This is a genomic window from Ilumatobacter sp., from assembly GCF_965215205.1.
Lineage (GTDB): Bacteria > Actinomycetota > Acidimicrobiia > Acidimicrobiales > Ilumatobacteraceae > Ilumatobacter_A.
Window position 1 is genome coordinate 3976937 of record NZ_OZ244049.1, and the last position, 17264, is coordinate 3994200.

19 protein-coding genes and 1 pseudogene are annotated in these 17264 nt (G+C 72.3%); 10 read left to right on the top strand and 10 right to left on the bottom strand.

What is annotated here, in order from left to right:
* Positions 1 to 63: 63 nt before the first annotated feature.
* Positions 64 to 1290 carry an NAD(P)/FAD-dependent oxidoreductase gene (locus ACOOHC_RS18685; RefSeq protein WP_420451873.1) on the bottom strand — a complete coding sequence of 409 codons (1227 nt, stop codon included), beginning with the start codon at positions 1288 to 1290 and terminating at the stop codon, positions 64 to 66.
* Between the two features lie 192 nt (positions 1291 to 1482).
* On the opposite strand from ACOOHC_RS18685, the gene ACOOHC_RS18690 reads away from it, so the two are divergent.
* Both ACOOHC_RS18690 and ACOOHC_RS18695 read left to right on the top strand, forming a co-directional pair.
* Positions 1483 to 1938, top strand: a complete 456-nt coding sequence (locus ACOOHC_RS18690) for a PaaI family thioesterase (RefSeq protein ID WP_420451874.1) — start codon at positions 1483 to 1485, stop codon at positions 1936 to 1938.
* A gap of 5 nt (positions 1939 to 1943) precedes the next feature.
* The gene (locus ACOOHC_RS18695; RefSeq protein WP_420451875.1) at positions 1944 to 2387 is read left to right on the top strand and encodes a VOC family protein; all 444 of its coding nucleotides are present in this window, start codon (positions 1944 to 1946) and stop codon (positions 2385 to 2387) included.
* Positions 2388 to 2406: 19 nt separating this feature from the next.
* On the opposite strand, the gene ACOOHC_RS18700 is transcribed toward ACOOHC_RS18695, so the two are convergent.
* A complete protein-coding gene (locus tag ACOOHC_RS18700; RefSeq protein WP_420451876.1) occupies positions 2407 to 3030 on the bottom strand; it encodes an alpha-ketoglutarate-dependent dioxygenase AlkB family protein in 624 nt (207 codons plus the stop codon).
* A 188-nt stretch (positions 3031 to 3218) separates the two neighbouring features.
* Here ACOOHC_RS18700 and ACOOHC_RS18705 point away from each other — a divergent pair, with 188 nt between their 5' ends.
* Both ACOOHC_RS18705 and ACOOHC_RS18710 read left to right on the top strand, forming a co-directional pair.
* Entirely contained in the window at positions 3219 to 3821 is a 603-nt protein-coding gene (locus tag ACOOHC_RS18705; protein ID WP_420451877.1) for a peptidoglycan-binding domain-containing protein, read from the top strand.
* Between the two features lie 49 nt (positions 3822 to 3870).
* Complete coding sequence (locus ACOOHC_RS18710) at positions 3871 to 4584, top strand: SDR family NAD(P)-dependent oxidoreductase (RefSeq protein ID WP_420451878.1); 714 nt, start codon at positions 3871 to 3873, stop codon at positions 4582 to 4584.
* Positions 4585 to 4620: 36 nt separating this feature from the next.
* On the opposite strand, the gene ACOOHC_RS18715 is transcribed toward ACOOHC_RS18710, so the two are convergent.
* The 3 genes from ACOOHC_RS18715 to ACOOHC_RS18725 all read right to left on the bottom strand — a co-directional run bounded on the left by ACOOHC_RS18715 (position 4621) and on the right by ACOOHC_RS18725 (position 8192).
* A complete protein-coding gene (locus ACOOHC_RS18715; protein WP_420451879.1) occupies positions 4621 to 5622 on the bottom strand; it encodes an aldo/keto reductase in 1002 nt (333 codons plus the stop codon).
* A 63-nt stretch (positions 5623 to 5685) separates the two neighbouring features.
* The gene (locus ACOOHC_RS18720; protein WP_420451880.1) at positions 5686 to 6693 is read right to left on the bottom strand and encodes a carbohydrate kinase family protein; all 1008 of its coding nucleotides are present in this window, start codon (positions 6691 to 6693) and stop codon (positions 5686 to 5688) included.
* Complete coding sequence (locus tag ACOOHC_RS18725; protein ID WP_420451881.1) at positions 6690 to 8192, bottom strand: CoA transferase; 1503 nt, start codon at positions 8190 to 8192, stop codon at positions 6690 to 6692. The genes ACOOHC_RS18720 and ACOOHC_RS18725 overlap by 4 nt, the downstream gene beginning before the upstream one ends.
* Before the next feature lie 104 nt (positions 8193 to 8296).
* On the opposite strand from ACOOHC_RS18725, the gene ACOOHC_RS18730 reads away from it, so the two are divergent.
* From ACOOHC_RS18730 to ACOOHC_RS18740, 3 genes are all read left to right on the top strand, one after another.
* On the top strand, positions 8297 to 9586 hold the full coding sequence (locus ACOOHC_RS18730) for an aspartate aminotransferase family protein (protein WP_420451882.1): 1290 nt from the start codon (positions 8297 to 8299) through the stop codon (positions 9584 to 9586).
* A gap of 4 nt (positions 9587 to 9590) precedes the next feature.
* Positions 9591 to 10451, top strand: coding sequence for a TrmH family RNA methyltransferase (locus ACOOHC_RS18735; protein WP_420451883.1), 861 nt, complete (start codon positions 9591 to 9593; stop codon positions 10449 to 10451).
* Positions 10452 to 10646: 195 nt separating this feature from the next.
* Entirely contained in the window at positions 10647 to 11096 is a 450-nt protein-coding gene (locus tag ACOOHC_RS18740; protein ID WP_420451884.1) for a class I SAM-dependent methyltransferase, read from the top strand.
* Positions 11097 to 11163: 67 nt separating this feature from the next.
* On the opposite strand, the gene ACOOHC_RS18745 is transcribed toward ACOOHC_RS18740, so the two are convergent.
* The 3 genes from ACOOHC_RS18745 to ACOOHC_RS18755 all read right to left on the bottom strand — a co-directional run bounded on the left by ACOOHC_RS18745 (position 11164) and on the right by ACOOHC_RS18755 (position 12484).
* Positions 11164 to 11466, bottom strand: coding sequence for a hypothetical protein (locus ACOOHC_RS18745; protein WP_420451885.1), 303 nt, complete (start codon positions 11464 to 11466; stop codon positions 11164 to 11166).
* 47 nt (positions 11467 to 11513) lie between these two features.
* Complete coding sequence (locus tag ACOOHC_RS18750; RefSeq protein WP_420451886.1) at positions 11514 to 11717, bottom strand: cold-shock protein; 204 nt, start codon at positions 11715 to 11717, stop codon at positions 11514 to 11516.
* 140 nt (positions 11718 to 11857) lie between these two features.
* A complete protein-coding gene (locus ACOOHC_RS18755; RefSeq protein ID WP_420451887.1) occupies positions 11858 to 12484 on the bottom strand; it encodes a hypothetical protein in 627 nt (208 codons plus the stop codon).
* Positions 12485 to 12637: 153 nt separating this feature from the next.
* On the opposite strand from ACOOHC_RS18755, the gene ACOOHC_RS18760 reads away from it, so the two are divergent.
* Both ACOOHC_RS18760 and ACOOHC_RS18765 read left to right on the top strand, forming a co-directional pair.
* Positions 12638 to 13192 carry a CGNR zinc finger domain-containing protein gene (locus ACOOHC_RS18760; protein ID WP_420451888.1) on the top strand — a complete coding sequence of 185 codons (555 nt, stop codon included), beginning with the start codon at positions 12638 to 12640 and terminating at the stop codon, positions 13190 to 13192.
* Between the two features lie 126 nt (positions 13193 to 13318).
* Positions 13319 to 13912 (top strand): annotated as a pseudogene (locus ACOOHC_RS18765) (disulfide bond formation protein DsbA); the annotation flags it as partial.
* 111 nt (positions 13913 to 14023) lie between these two features.
* Here the strand turns inward: ACOOHC_RS18765 and ACOOHC_RS18770 are convergent.
* Together ACOOHC_RS18770 and ACOOHC_RS18775 are read right to left on the bottom strand one after the other, a co-directional pair.
* Positions 14024 to 15190: a thiolase family protein gene (locus ACOOHC_RS18770; protein ID WP_420451889.1), complete on the bottom strand. Its 1167-nt coding sequence runs from the start codon at positions 15188 to 15190 to the stop codon at positions 14024 to 14026.
* Entirely contained in the window at positions 15187 to 15756 is a 570-nt protein-coding gene (locus tag ACOOHC_RS18775) for a MarR family winged helix-turn-helix transcriptional regulator (protein ID WP_420451890.1), read from the bottom strand. The genes ACOOHC_RS18770 and ACOOHC_RS18775 overlap by 4 nt, the downstream gene beginning before the upstream one ends.
* A 227-nt stretch (positions 15757 to 15983) precedes the next feature.
* On the opposite strand from ACOOHC_RS18775, the gene ACOOHC_RS18780 reads away from it, so the two are divergent.
* Entirely contained in the window at positions 15984 to 17213 is a 1230-nt protein-coding gene (locus ACOOHC_RS18780; protein WP_420451891.1) for an acyl-CoA dehydrogenase family protein, read from the top strand.
* Positions 17214 to 17264: the final 51 nt, after the last annotated feature.

A 17264-nucleotide genomic window follows, 5' to 3' on the forward strand; every position in this document is an offset into this window, starting at 1 on the left:
CACGAAAGATGAGTCGCATCCGCTCAAGATTCACAGGGCGATCGGGAATACCCTGCTCACGGACTACGAGAACCCTCCCGCCACGCCCAGGGCCTCGTCCCACGAGGCTCGATCGGCGAGCGAGGAGCGCATCTTCATCACCCACCTCGGTGCGTTGAACCCGAACGCGCCGTGCAGCCGGTCGCCGGAGCGGTACAGGGCGAGGAACTTGCCGTCGTCGACGGATCCGGCAGCGACGACGACCTCGTCGTCGGGTGACGACCTGCCCAGGAACTGGATCCGGTGGGCGAACTGGTCGCTCCAGAAGAACGGGACGGGGGCGTAGGGCTCCGGCTCGGCATCGGCCGCGACCGCCAGCAGGTTCCGCGCCGCCGCCGCACCCTGCTCGGCCGCGTTCGTCCAGTGCTCGAGGCGCATCTCCTCGTCGAACAGGGGGTTGGGCCAGCGCAGGACGTCACCCGCCGCGTAGAGACCCTCGATCGGCGTGCCGTCGTCGGACAGGGCGCGCAACGTCTCGTCGCACACGACGCCGTCGCGGGTGCGCACGCCGCTGCCCTCGAGCCAGCCGGTGTTCGGCTCGACCCCGATGCCGACGACGACGACGTCCGACTCGATCAGCTCGCCGCCGTCGAGGAGCACCCCGCGCTTATCGAGGCGCTCGACGGTGACGTCGCAACGGACGTCGACGCCCTCCGCGGCGTGCGCCCGTCCGACGACGGCGCCCATCTCGGCCCCCAGGCCGCGCACCAGGGGTGCCGGCCCGCCCTCGAGCACCGTGACGCGGTTGCCGAGGGCGCGCGCGGTGGCGGCGACCTCGAGGCCGATGAACCCGGCGCCGATCACGACGACGTGGCGGTCACCGCTCGCGATCTGCGCGCGCAGCGCCGTGGCGTCGTCGAGCGAGCGCAGCTCGTGGACGTGGCGGTGGCGCTCCTGGTCGGCGAGGCGACGGCACCGCGCCCCGGTCGCCACCACGCACCCGTCGAACCCGACCGTGGTGCCGTCGTCGAGCGTGATCGCCCGGCGCTCGAGATCCATCGCCACCGCGGTGCGCCCGAGGCGCCACTCCACGTCGAGCTCGTCGAAGGAGTCGGGGCGACGCAGCTGGATCCGGTCGGCCTCCCACTCGCCGGCGAGGAGCTTCTTCGACAGGGGCGGCCGGTCGTAGGGCCGGTGCTCCTCGGCCCCGATCACCACCACCTCGCCGGCGAACCCCTCGGTGCGCAGCGCCTCGGCCGCGCGCAAACCGGCCAGCGATGCTCCGACGACGACGACGCGGTCGAGTTCCATGCGCTCCGAGGTTGGCACACCCGATCGGCGCCGAGCCGATCGATCACCGCCGCCGGTGGCGAACGACGCGCACGACGAAGAACGCGACCGCCGCGACGTAGAGCACGATCACCAGCCAGCGCGGCGTCGAGCGGATCTCGTCCTGCGCGATGAGCTCCAGCACCCCGACAGTGTGCTCGCTAGCGTCGAGGCGTGCCCGACCGTCCCGACCGTCCCGACAGCGCCGACGCGCCGACCCCTCTCGGCGTCGACGAGATCAACGAGATGATCGGCCGCGAGTTCCCGGGCAGCGGCAACTCGTGCGCCGAGATCGGCTCCGACTACGCGATCGCCCGTCGTCCGACGGCGAGCGACTCGCTGCGGCCCGGCGGGTTCGTGTCCGGCCCGACCCAGTTCGCCCTCGCCGACGCCGCGCTCTGGTACGTGGTGTTCGTGGCCACCGGGCGGATCGAGCCGATGGCGATGACGTCGGAGCTGTCGATGCGCTTCCTGCGGCCCGCCCGGGGTGAGGTGCTGTGGGCGCGGGCCACCGTCGAGGCGGCCGGGCGCCGCAACATCGTCGGCACGGTCCACGCCTGGTGCGACGACGGCGAGCGGAAGCCGACCTCGATCGGGCAGGGCACCTACGTCATGCCCGCCCCTCGCTGACCGCCGTGCACTCCGCACCGCGTCCCCGCTTCCACCTCGCCGTCGAGGTCGACGACCTCGCGGCCGCCCGGTGGTTCTACGGCCGGGTGCTCGGGTGCGCCGAGGGCCGCAGCTCCGAGCGGTGGGTGGACTTCGACCTCTACGGCCACCAGCTCGTCGCCCACCTCGGCAGCTCGTCGCACGGATCCTCGGGTGCGCGCGACCGCACGTCGAACCCGGTCGACGGCGACGAGGTGCCGATCCCCCACTTCGGCGTCCTCCTCGACCCGGGCCGCTGGCGCGCGCTCGCGGATCGACTGGTCGCCGCCGGGACGGACTTCGTCGTCGAGCCGCGCACGCGGTTCGTGGGGCAGCCGGGCGAGCAGTCGACGATGTTCCTGCGCGACCCGGCGGGCAACGCGCTCGAGTTCAAGGCGTTCGCCGACGACGGCCAGGTCTTCGCCGTCTGAGAGGTGCGTCGATCGACGGTCAGCGGGCGTCGTGGCGGAAGGTGATCGACAGGCGGGGCCCGGTGGGGCGACGGCGCTTCGGGACCCGGTGCTGCCACTCGTGCTGGCAGGCGCCGCCCATCACGAAGAGGTCGCCGTGCCCGAGACCCCACGTGAGCGACGCCCCGTGACCGTCGCCGTCGTCGGAGCGACGCATCTGGAAGGGACGGCTCTCACCGACGCTGAGGATCGCGACCACCGGATCGGTCACCACCCGGCGGTGCCGATCGGCGTGCCAGGCGACCGAGTCGGACTGGTCGCGGTACAGGTTGAACCCGATCGAGTCGAAGTGGCAGCGGTAGCGCTCCCCCAGCTCCCAGCGCACGTCGTCGAGGATCGGCACCGGGACCCGCGAGGACTCCGACTCGTTCCACCAGCAGGTCAGGCGCGGCTCGTCGACGAGGCGGTCGTACATCGGAATCGCGGTGCGCTGGCGGAAGTCGAGCACGTCCATCAGGTCGTCGAACAGGGCATCGGACCCCGACAGCCAGGCCGGCACGTGCTCGATCCACGACGCGCCGCTCAGCGCGCTGCGCGCCGAGCCCGCGAACGTGTCGTCGTAGGAGGGGTCCTCCGACCCGAAGAGCGACGCCTGGCGGAACACGTGTTCGATCCTCGCGAACGGGAGCCGCCCCCGTCAAGCCCCATCCTCGCACGGTCGAACGGAGGGGGGCGTGCGCTCCCGTGCCACGTCCCACGCACGACCGGTCGCGACGATGCCACCTCGACGAGGCCCTCGTGTGGCACCATCGGCTCCACGCCCGGTCGCACCGGCCGCGCCCGCGATCCCCCATGACGACCCCGACCCCGACCCCGCTCCGCACGGCCGCCGCACGTCGCGCCGCGCGCACGGGAGCCGTCGTGGCGACCGCGATCGCCACGCTCGCCGCGTGCAGCTCGGGGTCGGACGACGCGGTCCGGGTCCCGACGGTCGGCGACGACGCGACGACCGCGACCGCCGGAGGCGGCACGGTCGGTGCGAGCACGGGCGCGACCGGATCGGGCGGGACGGGCGACCCGGGCTCGGGTCCGACGACCACCGATCCCGTCCCCCCACGGGGCACCGGTGCCGAGACGGGCGAGGGGGGCGGCGCGACCACGACGGCTCCTCCGACGAGCACGACGACCACCACCACCAGCACCACCGTCGTCGAGTTCGTGCGGATGCGCGAGGGCGACCAGGGGTCGCGGGTGGCCGTCGTCCAGCTCAAGCTGGGCGTCCTCGGCTACCTCCCGGTCGGAACCGACAGCGGGGTCTTCGACGCGGCGACCGACGCCGCGGTCCGCCGCTTCCAGACCGACTACGCCCTGTTCGTCGACGGCGTGGTCGGACCGCAGACCGACCGTGCGCTCACCGCCGCCGCGAACTCGGTGAACGTGGACTCGGGCGGATGACCGGTCGGGCGCCCCTCACGGGGCAGGAGCCGGGGCCGTCGGCGCGCTCGTGATCGATCCGGACGGGCGCACGGTGATGGTCTCGGGGGCGAACCGCGGGATGGGCCGGGCGCTCGCGCGCCGCTTCCACGCCGACGGGTACCGGGTCAGCGTCGGCGGTCGCGACCTCGCGGCGCTGCGCACGGCGATGGACGGCCTCGACGCGGACCGCGTCCTCGCCCACCGGTTCGACGCGGCCGACGCCGGCAGCGGGGCGGAGTGGGTTGGCGCGACGACCGAGCGGTTCGGGTCGATCGACGTCGTGGTCAACAACGCCGGCACCCTCGACGATTCGTCGCTGGAGGATCTCACCGACGACGCGCTCGACTCGATGTGGGAGGTCAACGTGAAGGCGCCGCTGCGCCTCGTGCGCGACGCCCTGCCGCAGCTGCGAGCGAGCGGCACGGGGCGGATCGTCAACGTCGCGTCGCTGTCGGGGCTGCGGGTCAAGGGCACCTTCGCCCCGGGCTACGCGATGACCAAGCACGCCGTGATCGCCCTGTCCGAGGCGACGAAGCAGGCGACGTGGGACGACGGGATCCGCGTCACCGCGGTGTGCCCCGGCTTCGTCGCGACCGACATGACGGCCGGCTTCGGCGAGGACCCCGCCACGATGATCGACCCCGACGATCTCGCCGAGGTCGTCTCGACGGTCGTGGCTCTGCCGAACAGCGCATCGGTGGCACGCCTCACCGTCGCGTGCCGCCTCGAGCCGCACTTCTGAGCGGGGCGGACGGGCAGCGTCCCCGCCCCGGCGCGCTCAGCGCAGCGAGGGGCGACCGAGCTCGGTGGAGCGGCGGGGCACGTAGGGCGCCTCCAGCTCCGAGCGGTCGTCGTCGGTGAGCTCGATCTCCGTCGCGGCGATCGCGTCGTCGAGCTGCTCCAGCTTCGTGACCCCGACGATCGGGGCGGTGACGACCTCGCTCGCCGCGACCCAGGCGAGCGCGATCTGCGCCATCGGGCGCCCGTGCCGGTCGGCCACGGCGCGCACGGCGTCGATGATCGCGGTGTCGCTGTCGTCGGTGTACAGGCGGCGATCCAGCCCGTCGGTCCGGCCCCGCGTCGTCTCGTTCGACTCGTCACCGACGCCCTTGCGGGTGCCGGCGAGGTGGCCGCGCGCGAGCGGTGACCACGGGATCACGCCGATCCCCTCGTAGGCGCACAGCGGGTGCATCTCGACCTCGGACTCGCGTGCGAGCAGGTTGTAGTGGTCCTGCATCGACACCATCCTCGCCCACCCCTCGCGCTCGCTCGTCGACAGCAGCGTCGCGAACTCCCACGCGTACATCGAGCTGGCGCCGAGGTAGCGCACCTTGCCCTTCTGCACCAGCGAGTCGAGCGCGGCCAGGATCTCCTCGGGCGGGGTCTCGGCGTCGAGCCGGTGGATCTGGTAGAGGTCGATCACGTCGACGCCGAGCCGTCGCAGGCTCGCCTCGCAGGCCTGCTCGATGTGCTTGCGCGACAGCCCGCCCATGTTGGGTCCGTCACCCATCGGCAGGTGGACCTTCGTCGCGATGACGAGCTCGTCGCGGTCGCCGTGCTCGCGCAGCAGCCTGCCCGTCACCTCCTCGCTCGCGCCCATCGAGTAGATGTCCGCGGTGTCGAAGAAGTTGATCCCGGCGTCGAGCGCCCGTCGGAAGAACGGCTCCGCGTCGTCCGCGTCGAGCACCCACGACCGCCACGACGACGACCCGAAGCTCATGCACCCCAGGCACAGCTCCGACACCTGCAGACCGCTCCGACCGAGACGCACGTAGTCCATCCGCGGACCGTACCCCCTCCGACCCGTCCGGTCGCCGGACGGACCGTCGACGAGACGGCGACCTCAGCCGGCGTGGGGCCGCCCGCGCCCGGGAGGGGTCGGGACGGCCGATGCCAGCTCGGCGGCGCGCGCCGCCGTCTCGATCGCGAGCCGGGCGCTCGCGCGCACGCACGCTCCGCGCGATCGAGCGGTGAGGAACCCGGCGGCGAACGCGTCGCCGCACCCGAGGGTGTTGACCACCTCGGCGGGGCCGGCCGGCAGGTGGAACGCCGCGGAGCCGGCAGGAGCGACGTGCACCCCGGCGGCGCCGACGGTCACGACGCCCGTCGTCTCGCCCCGGGCCAGTCGACCGGCGGCGATCGCCGGGTCGAGCGCGCCGGTGAGCACCGCCGCCTCGTCGCGGTTCGCGAACACCACGTCCGCTCCCGACATCGCCGCCGCCAGCTCCTCGACGCGACCCGTCCGGCGGATCATCTCGGCCGAGGACGGGTCGACCGACCACGGGATCGACCGCTCACGAGCGATCGAGGTGAGCCGATCCCACAGCGCCGGGCCGTCGGCGCGGAACCACGTGTAGGCCGTGAGGTGGAGCCGGTCGACGCCGTCGAACCAGTCCTCCGACACCTCCGCGACGCGCAGGTCCGTCGCGGCGTCGATCGCCGACACCATCGAGCGATCCCCTGCCTCGCCGGCGGCGGCCGCCTCTCCAGAGGCGCCGGCGCCGGCCCCATCATCGGCGCCAGGGCGGTCCGGCTCGCGGTCCGGCGCGGTGACGAGCGCCGCGATCGCTCGGGTGCGCGCGCCCCGGCGGCGCAGGACGTCGAGGTGCACACCGTGGTCGCCGATCTCGCCGACGAGGTGCTCACCGAGGCGATCGTCGCCCACGACGCCGACGAAGCGGGCGGTGCCGCCGCAGGTGGCGACCCACACCGCGACGTTCGCCGCCGACCCCCCGCACGACAGCTCGACCACCCCCGGCGTGTCCGACCCCGCGACGATCGGCCCGCGGGAGGTGACCGTCACGTCCGCCACGAGGTCGCCGATGCACAGCACCCGCCCCCCGTCGGTCATCGGGCCCACCGCGGTGGCGACGTGCCCAGCCGGCGGGGAGCGGATCGCCACGCGCCCACGAACGGATCGACCGTCGTCACCTCGCCGAACTCGCTCGCGCAGGTGGTCGTCACGCGCCGATCCACCTCCACGCCGCTCGGCACGTACGGACGGGGGGCACCCCGGCGCACCAGCTCGTCGCGCGTGCGCAGCAGCGACAGCCGGGCGAGCCACGAGCCACCGGCTCGACGCTGGTGCGCGAGGAGCTGAGCGGCGACGCCCGCCGCGAGCGTCCCGGTCGCGTGGTCGAGGGCCTGGACCGGCAGCCCGAGCGGACCCGAACCCGTCGCGGCTCCGTCCGCGTCCCGAGCGTGCTCACCACCCGCGAGACGGATCCCGGTCGTGGACTGGACGATCGAGTCGAAGCCGCGTCGGCCGGCCCACGGACCCACCACGTCGAAGGCGCTGATCTGGACGATGACGATCCCCGGACGCCCCCTCGCCGCCCCTTCGGGGGTGAACCCGTGGCCGGCGAGCGCTCCGGGCCGGTAGGCGTCGATCCACACGTCGGCTCCGCCGAGCAGGTCGCCCATCGCGGATCGCCCGTCGACCGTGCGCAGGTCGATCGAGGTGCTCCGCTTGCCGGAGCCGGTCGAGAGCACGCCGACGTCGACGCTGGGCAGGTGGTCGGCCCCCACGCGCAGCACGTCGGCGCCGAGCGCCGCCAGCAACTGGCCCGCCACCGGGCCGGCGATGACGCGCGAGCAGTCGAGGACGCGCAGCCCCGACAGCGCGTCGAGCGGGCCGGGGGCGTCGAGCGGCTCGTGCTCACGATCGTCGAGGGGTGCCGCGTCACCGATCCGTTCGACCGACACGAGGGGGAGGTCGCGGGTGGCCGCGGCGTGGGGGTGATCGTCCCACTCGGCGGTGGTGCGCACGACGGCCGCGATCATCCCCTCCGCGATCGACCGAGCCTCCAGCTCGTGCGCGTCGTGGCGCCCGACCGCGCCGGCCAGCGACTCGCGGTCCGGCTCGCAGCCGAGGAGCCGCACGATCCCGGCCGCGTGGTGCTCGAAGTTGCAGTGGAGCTGCAGGTGCCGACCGTCGCGCGCCTCGTAGACGCCCGACAGATCGGCCCACGCCGGGATCGGGCGACCGTCGACCTCGACGTGGCTGGTCGCGTAGGAGCGGACGTGGTCGGCATCGAGGCGGCGCGGCGGCGTCGAGATCCCGCGCACCCGGGCGAGGTCGTCGGCCGCCACGGCCAGGTGGGCCGCCGCGGAGACGAGCAGACCGCTGACGTCGTACGCGGACGCGATGCCGCCGTGACCGTCCACCTCGACCGACCCCAGGGGCGCGTCGCCGGGCACGGTCGACGCGATCCGCGCCACCTCGGCGTCGACGTCGATCCGCACGGGTGCCGCCGCCTCGCCGACCCGGGTCGCCGGGCCTGGCGCTGCCGGGCCCGGCGCCGCTCCCACGGGCGGATCCGCCGGCTCGTTCGTGCTCCCGTCGCCCATCGCCCGGACCGTACCGTGGGGCGGCGACGGCGTCCGGGCCCTCGGCGACGACATCGACGGATCGACGTCGCCGGCGCATCGGCACGGTGACGTATCGTCGCGTGATGACCTCCAGCGCCGAACTGCTCGAGAAGTACCGGCGGGTGCTCCCGTCGTTCCTGTCGCCGTACTTCGACGAGCCGATCTCGATCGAGCGCGGGGAGGGGAGCTGGGTGTTCGACACCGAGGGCGAGCGCTACCTCGACTTCTTCGGCGGCGTGCTGACCACGATGGTGGGCCACGCCAACCCGGCCGTGACCGAGGCGATCCGCGAGCAGGCCGGCAAGACCCTGCACACGTCGACGCTCTACCTCTCGGCGCCGATGCTCGACCTCGCCGAGCAGATCGCCGAGCTCTCGGGGATCCCCGACGCACGGGTCTTCTTCACCACGTCGGGGACCGAGGCCAACGACACCGCGCTGCTCCTCGCGACGAGCTACCGCAGGTCGAACCAGGTGCTCGCGATGCGCAACAGCTACCACGGCCGGTCGTTCACCGCGCAGGCGATCACCTCGCACGCGTCGTGGTCGTCGACCTCGCTGTCGGGCCTGCAGGTCGGCTTCGTCCAGGGCGGCTACAAGCTGCGCTCCCCCTTCGCCGACCTCGACGACGAGGGGTTCACGGACGCGTGCGCCCGCGACCTCGTCCAGCTCCTCGACATGACGTCGGCCGGCGACGTCGCGTGCCTGATCGCCGAGCCGATCCAGGGCGTCGGCGGGTTCACCGTGCCGCCCGACGGGTTCTTCGGCGCGCTGAAGAAGGAGCTCGACAACCGCGGCATCCTGTTCGTCTCCGACGAGGTGCAGACCGGGTGGGGGCGGACGGGCGACCACTTCTGGGGCTACCAGGCGCACGGGATCGTCCCCGACATCCTCACCTTCGCCAAGGGCGTCGGCAACGGCATCACCCTCGCCGGGTGCGTAGCGCGCGCCGAGATCATGGACACGATCGACGTGCTCAACTTCTCCACCTTCGGCGGCAACCCGCTGTCGGCCGCAGCCGGTGCGGCGACGCTGGGCTACGTGCTCGACAACGACCTGCAGGCGAACGCGAAGGCGATGGGGGCCCGCTTCGCCGAGGCGCTCACCCCCGTCGTGGCGGACACCCCGTGGATCGCCGAGATGCGCGGGCGGGGGTTGATGTGGGCGTTCGAGATCTGCCACCCGGGCACCCTCGAGCCGGACAGGGACCGCACCGCGGCCGTCCTCGAGGGGTGCAAGGCGGGCGGGCTGCTGGTCGGCAAGGGCGGGTTGTACGGCAACGTCATCCGCCTCGCGCCGATGCTCGACATCGTCGAGGAGGACCTCGACCACGGGATCGACGTGCTGCGCTCGACGATCACCGATCTGTCGTGACCCGATGATCGTCGCGATCGACGATCCCGACGACGACCGCCTCGACGACTACTGCCTGCTCGACGACCAGGCGGCACGTCGCGACCGGGAGGGTGACGAGTTCTTCATCGCCGAGGGCTACGTCTCGATCGACCGGGTGATCGACTCGGGGCACCGGTTGCGGTCGGTGCTGGTGACGCCGTCGCGCGTCGAGCGGCTGCTGCGCCGCAACCCGTCGATCGAGCTCGACGACGTCCCCGTCTACGTGATGGAGCGCGGCGCGCTGGGCTCGGCGGTCGGCTTCGACCTCCACCGCGGCGTCGTCGCGTCCGCCGAGCGGCGACGGGTGCTCGACGTCGCCGAGGTCGCCGCCTCGGCCGCACGACGGGTCGCCGTGCTCGTCGGGCTCAACGACGCCGAGAACGTCGGCGTCATCGCGCGCTCGGCTCGAGCCCTGGGCGTCGATGCCGTCGTGCTCGATCCACGCTGCACCGACCCGTACTCACGCCGGACCGTTCGCGTGAGCATGGGCGAGGTGCTCCACCTCCCGGTGGCGCGCGCCGCCACGTGGCCCGACGACCTCGACGTGCTGCACGCCGCCGGGTTCGAGTCGTGGGCGATGACGCCGGCCCCCGACGCCGTCGACGTGTGGTCGATCACGGCCGAGGGCGTCCCCGGCCGCCTCGCCCTGGTGCTCGGCGCCGAGGGTCCGGGACTCGATCGCGACACGATGCGCCGGGCCTCGCGGCGGGTGCGCATCCCGATCGACCCGGCGGTGGACTCGCTCAACGTCGGCCACGCCGCGGCGATCGCCTTCGCCGCCACGGCGCGACCGGCGAGCGGCGCGGCGCGCTCGGTCGACACCCGCACGGCAGCGGGGAGCTGAGCTCGACGATGGACGACCGCATCCAGGAGCTTGCCGATCACCCGAGCGTCGTCGACCCCGAGCCCTTCGCCGGCCCCGACCACCCGATGCGTCGGCTGACCCGCGGTCGCGCTCGGTGAGGAGTGGACCGCCGAGCGGTCCGAGCGCGTCCGCGACCTGTTCGACGGGTTGGCGCCGAGCTGGAGCGAGGAGCACGTGGACGCGATCGAGGCCGCAGCCGTCGTCGACGCGCTCGAGCGGGGGCAGCTCCCCGCTGCGGCCCGGTGGCTGGAGATCGGCTCGGGCACGGGGGCGGGCGCCCGGGTCGTGTCCGACCACGCCGGGTCGCTCGTGTGCCTCGACCTGTCCGAGCAGATGCTCCGCAACGCCCCCGACATCTCGCCACGGGTGCGTGCGGACGCCTCACGGCTCCCGATCGCGGACGGCTCGGTCGACGTCGTGCTGATGATCAACGTGCTGCTGTTCCCCGACGAGGTCGATCGGGTGCTCGCGCGCGACGGCCAGGTGGTGTGGGTCAACACCCTCGGCGACCGGACGCCGATCCACCTCCCCCCGTTCGACGTCCTCGACGCCCTCCCCGGGCCGTGGGTCGCGCGGACCGCCCGCGCCGGGACCGGGTTCTGGGTCACCGCCCGCCGCGCCTGAGCGACCCCGGAACGCACGATGCCCCCGGCGGGGCGCCGGGGGCATCGATCCACGAACGTGGTGCTGATCAGGATCCGGCTTCGACCGGCTCCTCGGTGTCCTCGCGCGGCTCGGGCGCCTCGCCCAGACCCATCTGGTGGAAGATCTCGGCCTTGCGGAACTCGAAGTCCCCCTCCTCGACCTCCCCCGCGGCGAACTTCTCGTTCAGGATCCGGAACTCCTCGAGCAGGGCGTCCTCGTCGGGGCCCTCGCCGTCGTCTTCCTTCTTCGCGGCGCTCCGCCCGTGGCGGATCGCCTGCTTCTCGGCCTTGCGCTCCTTCTTGCGGAGCTCACGTTGCCTCTTCTGGTAACTCTGCGGGCTCGATGCCATGCAGAACCGCCTCCTCTCGAGTTGCTGGCACGGAACGGTTCTCCGGCTCAGATCTCCTTGACGTCGACGGCTTCGGGACCCTTGCGGCCCGGAGCGACCTCGAACTCGACCTTCGCATCGTTGTTGAGCGAACGGCGGCCCGTGCCGACGATGTTGGAGTAGTGCACGAAGACGTCGTTGCCGCCTTCGTCGGGAGTGATGAAACCGAAGCCCTTCTCGTCGTTGAAGAACTTCACGATGCCTGTCGCCATGTCGGCTCCTTGTGATCTGCAGAGCCTCATGATGACTCCCGGTGTACGCGTCCAGTGTAGGCCGATGCCACTCGAATCGGTCCCCGCGGAGGCCTGCGCGCCTGCACCCGCCCGGTCCACCCGCTGGTCCACGCCCCGGTTCACACGTGGCGCGGCGAGGGGCGACAGAGCTCGAGCGGACGGTGCCCCGTCACGGCGAGGCGCACGAGGATGACGGTCGCCATCAGCGCTCCGCTGACCCCGCCGACGACGAGTGCGGCGTCGACGACGAACACCCCGTACGCGAGCCAGATCACCGATTCGGCCCAGGCGAGCACCCAGGTGGCCGGCGCGACCCCGCCGAGGTCTGCGGTGCGGCACGTCGCGACGACCGCCGGCGCGAGCTGCAGGCCGTAGCAGACCCCGATCGCCACCCCGGCCACCGACCACCCGCCGACGGCGAGGAACGCCGCCGGCACGACGCCGATCCCCACCGCGCCCGCGGACAGCGACCGCAGGGCCGTTCGCCCGCCGACGCGCACGAGCACGACCGCGATGATCGCGTACAGCGCGGCGGCCACGGCCGACACCGGCACCAGGCCCCACAGGTCGTTGGTGAGCCCGTAGGCGAGCCACCACCCGTTCATCGAGATGCTCACCCCCGCCCAGGCGGAGGACACCCCGTGGGTGTCGCGGGTCCGCACCAGGCGAAGCGTCTGCGGGAGCGCCATCGACGCTCCGAGCACGTTGGCGATCACGATCGCGGTGGACACCAGAGCTGCGGTCACGTTCTTCGCCTCCTCGGACGACTCGGCGATCGCGTGGGACGGCGATCACATGTTGTGTCAGGACCGTCCGGCTGATTCGGTCCTGACAAGGGTGTAAGGGTCTAACACCCGGTCGCTCCTGACGCAACGTGCACCGTCGATAGGGTCGGTGTCGTGTACGTCACCTCCGCCGCCCACGACGACCACCGCATCACCCTCGACGTGATGGTCGACATCGTGAACGCCCTCGGCGACGACGACCTCGACGTCCGTGCGCTGCTCGTCGACGCGGGCTTCAGCCGGGCCGGCGACGCGTCGGTGGCCTCGATGCAGCGCGTCGTCGAGCGCATGGCGGCGCTGTCGCCCTTCCTCGCCGATCTGCCGACGACCGAGGCCACCGCCGCGGCGTCGCGCGTCACCGAGGAGCTCACGGAGCTGCCGATCAACCCGTCGATCGTCGACCACGGCGACATCGGGCCGCACATCCACTGGACGCCGCCGACGGCCCGCTTCGACGACCAGATGATGGCCGACGTGATGATGGCCCTCGCCCAGGAGATCTGCGACAACGGCACGATCCGCTTCGGCACCTGCGACGCGAGCGGGTGCGATCACCTCTTCTACGACTCGACCCGGAACCGCTCGAAGCGGTTCTGCGCCGACCCCCGCTGCGCCAGCCGCACCCACACCGCCAGCCACCGCCGTCGCCGCTCCGCCGCCCGCGACTGAGCCCCTCCGGGTCCTCCCGGCGAGGGGTTGCCGGGCCGTCGAGCGGGAAGGCTCGGCTGCATGAGCGATCACGACGAGCGGACCGACATCGAGTTCTGGTTCGACCCGATTTGACCCTTCTGCTGGCAGACGGCCCGGTGGGTCGTCGACGAGGTGCTGCCCAACCGTGACGTCCGCGTGACGTGGCGTCCGATCAGCCTGCTGTTCAAGAACCAGCCCGAGGAGGGCTCCGACCACCACGGCCCGGTGACGAGGAGCCACCGGATGCTGCGCGTCGTCGAGCAGGTCCGCGCCGCGGCCGAGGACGAGCACCAGGGCAACGACGACGTCGCCAAGCTCTACTGGGAGCTGGGGTCGCGCATCCACCACGACGGCGACACCGAGTTCGACGTCGCCGACGCGCTCGACGCCGTTGGGCTCGACACGTCGCACGCGCAGGCCGCCGACGACGACGCGTGGGATCGCGTCATCCGGGCGTCGATGGACGCGGGGCTCCGCCTCGTCGGTGAAGACGTCGGCACCCCGATCATCGCGGTCGAGGACGCCGACGGCATCCGGTCGGGGTACTTCGGACCGGTGATCACGAAGACACCGCCGACCGAGCAGAGCCTCGCGATGTGGGACGCCCTGGTGACGATGATGGGCATCGACGGCTTCTACGAGCTCAAGAAGACCCGTGAGGAAGCGCCGGCGTTCGGGGATCGTCCCGAACCGCTCTGAACCCCGTGCCGCCGGGACCCGAGCCGCCTCCGCTCCGGCCACCGGACGCGCACCGGCCCCGCCCTCCCCGGGACGGGGCGGGCGGGGCCGGTCGCACCGCGAGCGCCGAGATCAGTCGAGGCGCTCGATGATGGTGGCGTTGGCCATGCCGCCGCCCTCGCACATGACCTGCAGGCCGTAGCGGCCGCCGGTGCGCTCGAGCTCGTTCAGCAGGGTCGCCATCAGCTTCGTGCCCGATGCGCCGAGCGGGTGCCCGAGGGCGATCGCGCCGCCGTTCACGTTGACCTTGCTCATGTCGGCGCCGGTCTCCTTCTGCCACGCGAGCACGACCGAGGCGAAGGCCTCGTTCACCTCGAAGACGTCGATGTCGTCGATCGACAGACCCGTCTTGTCGAGGATCTTCTTCGTCGCCGGGATCGGCCCCTTGAGCATCGTCACGGGATCGGTGCCGGCGAGCGCGAACGAGTGGAACCGGGCGCGGGGCTTCATCCCGAGCTCGGCCGCCTTCTCGGCGCTCATGATCAGCACGGCCGACGCACCGTCGGAGATCTGCGAGGAGTTGCCGGCGGTGATCTTGCCGTCTTCGGCGAAGGCGGGCTTCAGCTTGCCGAGCGTCTCGGACGTCGTGCCCTCGCGGATCCCCTCGTCGTTCGTGACGGTCACCGTCTCGCCGTCGAGGTCGACCTCGACGGGGACGATCTCGTTCTCGAAGCGGCCCTCGTCGCGCGCCACCGCGGCGCGCTGCTGGCTCTGGGCTCCGAGGGCGTCGAGGTCCTCTCGCGTGAGGCCGTACTCGTCGGCGATCATGTCGGCACCGATGCCCTGGGGCGGCAGCCCGGTCTCGGCGTAGCGGTCCTGCTGCTCCTGGGGGAAGGGGAAGCCCATCCCCTGCACGATGGACGACCCCATCGGGGTGCGCGTCATGACCTCGACGCCCGCGGCGACGACGACGTCGTACGCACCGGCGATGACGCCCTGCGCGGCGAAGTGCATCGACTGCTGCGAGGAGCCGCACTGGCGATCGACCGTGGTGGAGGGGACCTCCTCGGGCCAGCCGGCGGCGAGCACGGCGTTGCGGCCGATGTTCAGCGACTGCTCGCCGACCTGCATCACGCAGCCCATGATCACGTCGTCGACCATCGACGGATCGAGGCCGTTGCGCTCCTCGAGCGCCTTGAGGACGTGGGCGGCCAGGGCGGCGGGGTGCTGGTCCTTCAGCTGCCCGTTGCGCTTGCCGCCGGGGGTGCGCACGGCGTCGATGATCACTGCTTCGGTCATGTGGGTTCTCCTGGGATGTGGGGATGGGGGGTGGGTCGGACGGCGCGAGCGCCGGGGGTCGCGACCGCGGGGTGGTCGTCGACCGCGTCGGTGGCGGGATCGGTGCGTGCGATGGCGGCGGTCAGGTTGACCTGCAGCCGGGTCAGCACCCAGCTCAGCGCCTGGCGCTCCTCGCGACCGATCCCGTGGCGGAGCTCGCCGCGCAGGATCTCGTCGATCTCGGTCACCCGGCGAGCGATCTCGCGCCCGGCATCGGTGACGTCGACCAGCCAGACCCGGCGGTCGCCCGGATCGGGGTGGCGCTCGACGAGACCGAGGCGCTCGAGCCGGTCGACGACCGAGCCGATCGCGGCGCGCCCGATCCCGAGCCGGTCTCCGAGCCGCTTCTGCGTGGACGAACCGAACTCGTCGACGTAGCCGAGCAGGCTCGCCTGGGTGAGGTTCAGCCCCAGCTCGGCGAGGCGGGCGTCGAACGCGTCGCGCAGCAGGCGGGCGGTGGCCATCAACGTCGACTCCACGCGCAGCCACGGCGGTGCGTCGAGCTCGTTGTTGGTGAGGCTGCTCATCGGGAGGTGGCGCCGGACGGGCTCCCGTCGTGCCCGCCGGCTGGACAGCGATTGTACGGCGACATACAGTATGTCGCAATTCGCTGCGCCCGAGATCGCCCCACCACGTCTCGCGAACGGCCCACCACGGCGCCCGCACCCACGACGCCCTCACCCGCACCGACACCCACCGCACACCGACATCCGCACACCGACATCCGCACACCGACATCCACGAGGAGTCTCCGATGACCGACACGACGACCACCCGAGACGGGCTGAGCGACGCCGAGGCGGCCGAGTTCCGCCAGAAGTGCGTCGACTTCATGGAGCAGTTCGCCGGGAGGTCCGGCAGCGGCGCTCCGACGCTCGACGACCAGAAGGCGTTCCTCGCCGCGGCCGCCGACGCCGGCCTCGCCGGGCTCCCGTACGCCGAGGAGTTCGGGGGCAGCGGGCTGACCCTCGCCCACGAGAAGATCTGGCGCGAGGTCAAGGGCGACTACCGGATGATGGACAACGAGTTCGTCATCAGCCACGGGATGTGCCTGCCGATGCTCGCCGAGTACGGCTCCGACGAGCAGCGCGAGCGCTACATGGCCGACGCGATCTCGGGCAAGACGATGTGGTGCCAGATGTTCTCCGAGCCGGGCGCCGGCTCCGACGTCGCCAGCCTGCAGTCGCGCGCCGAGCTCGACGGTGACGAGTGGGTCCTCAACGGCCAGAAGGTGTGGACGACGTTGGCGCACAAGTCCGACTACGGCATCGTCGTCGCGCGCACCGACCCCGAGCAGGTCAAGCACGCCGGCCTGTCGATGTTCATCCTCGACATGAACGCCCCCGGCGTCGAGATCCGCCCGATCCACCAGATCGACGGCGGGTCGCACTTCAACGAGGTGTTCTTCACCGACGTCCGGATCCCGAAGGACCACCTCCTCGGCGAGTACAACGCCGGGTGGCGACTGGCGACGGCGATGCTGATGTACGAGCGCGTCGCGATCGGCTCGGCCGGCGCCGGCAAGATCAACCAGCCGACGTTCAAGCTGCTGCGCAGCGCGGCGGAGGAGACCGGCAAGCTCTCCGACCCGGTCGTGCGCCAGCAGCTGGCGGAGATCTGGTCGATGGAGACGTGCAAGGCGATGGTGGCGATGCGCAACCGCGCCGAGCAGAAGGCGGGCAAGACGCCCGGTCCCGCCGGGTCGCTCGGCAAGCTGTTCGGGTCCCAGATCGCGTGGCGGATGCGCGACTTCGCCCTCGAGATCGCGGGACCGTCGTCGATCGCCTGGGACCCCGACGACGAGTCCGGCGCCGACCGCCAGCGCATCGTGCTGAACAGCTTCCAGTCGTCGATCGCGGGCGGGACCGACGAGATCCAGCGGAACATCATCGGCGACCGCGTCCTCGGCCTCCCCCGCGAGCCCGCGGTCGACAAGGGCGTCCCGTTCAAGGAGCTCAAGGTCGGGACCCAGGGCACCGACTGAACGAGGCGAGTCGTCCGCGACCGCCGACCAGACGGGCGCACACCTTGCGGT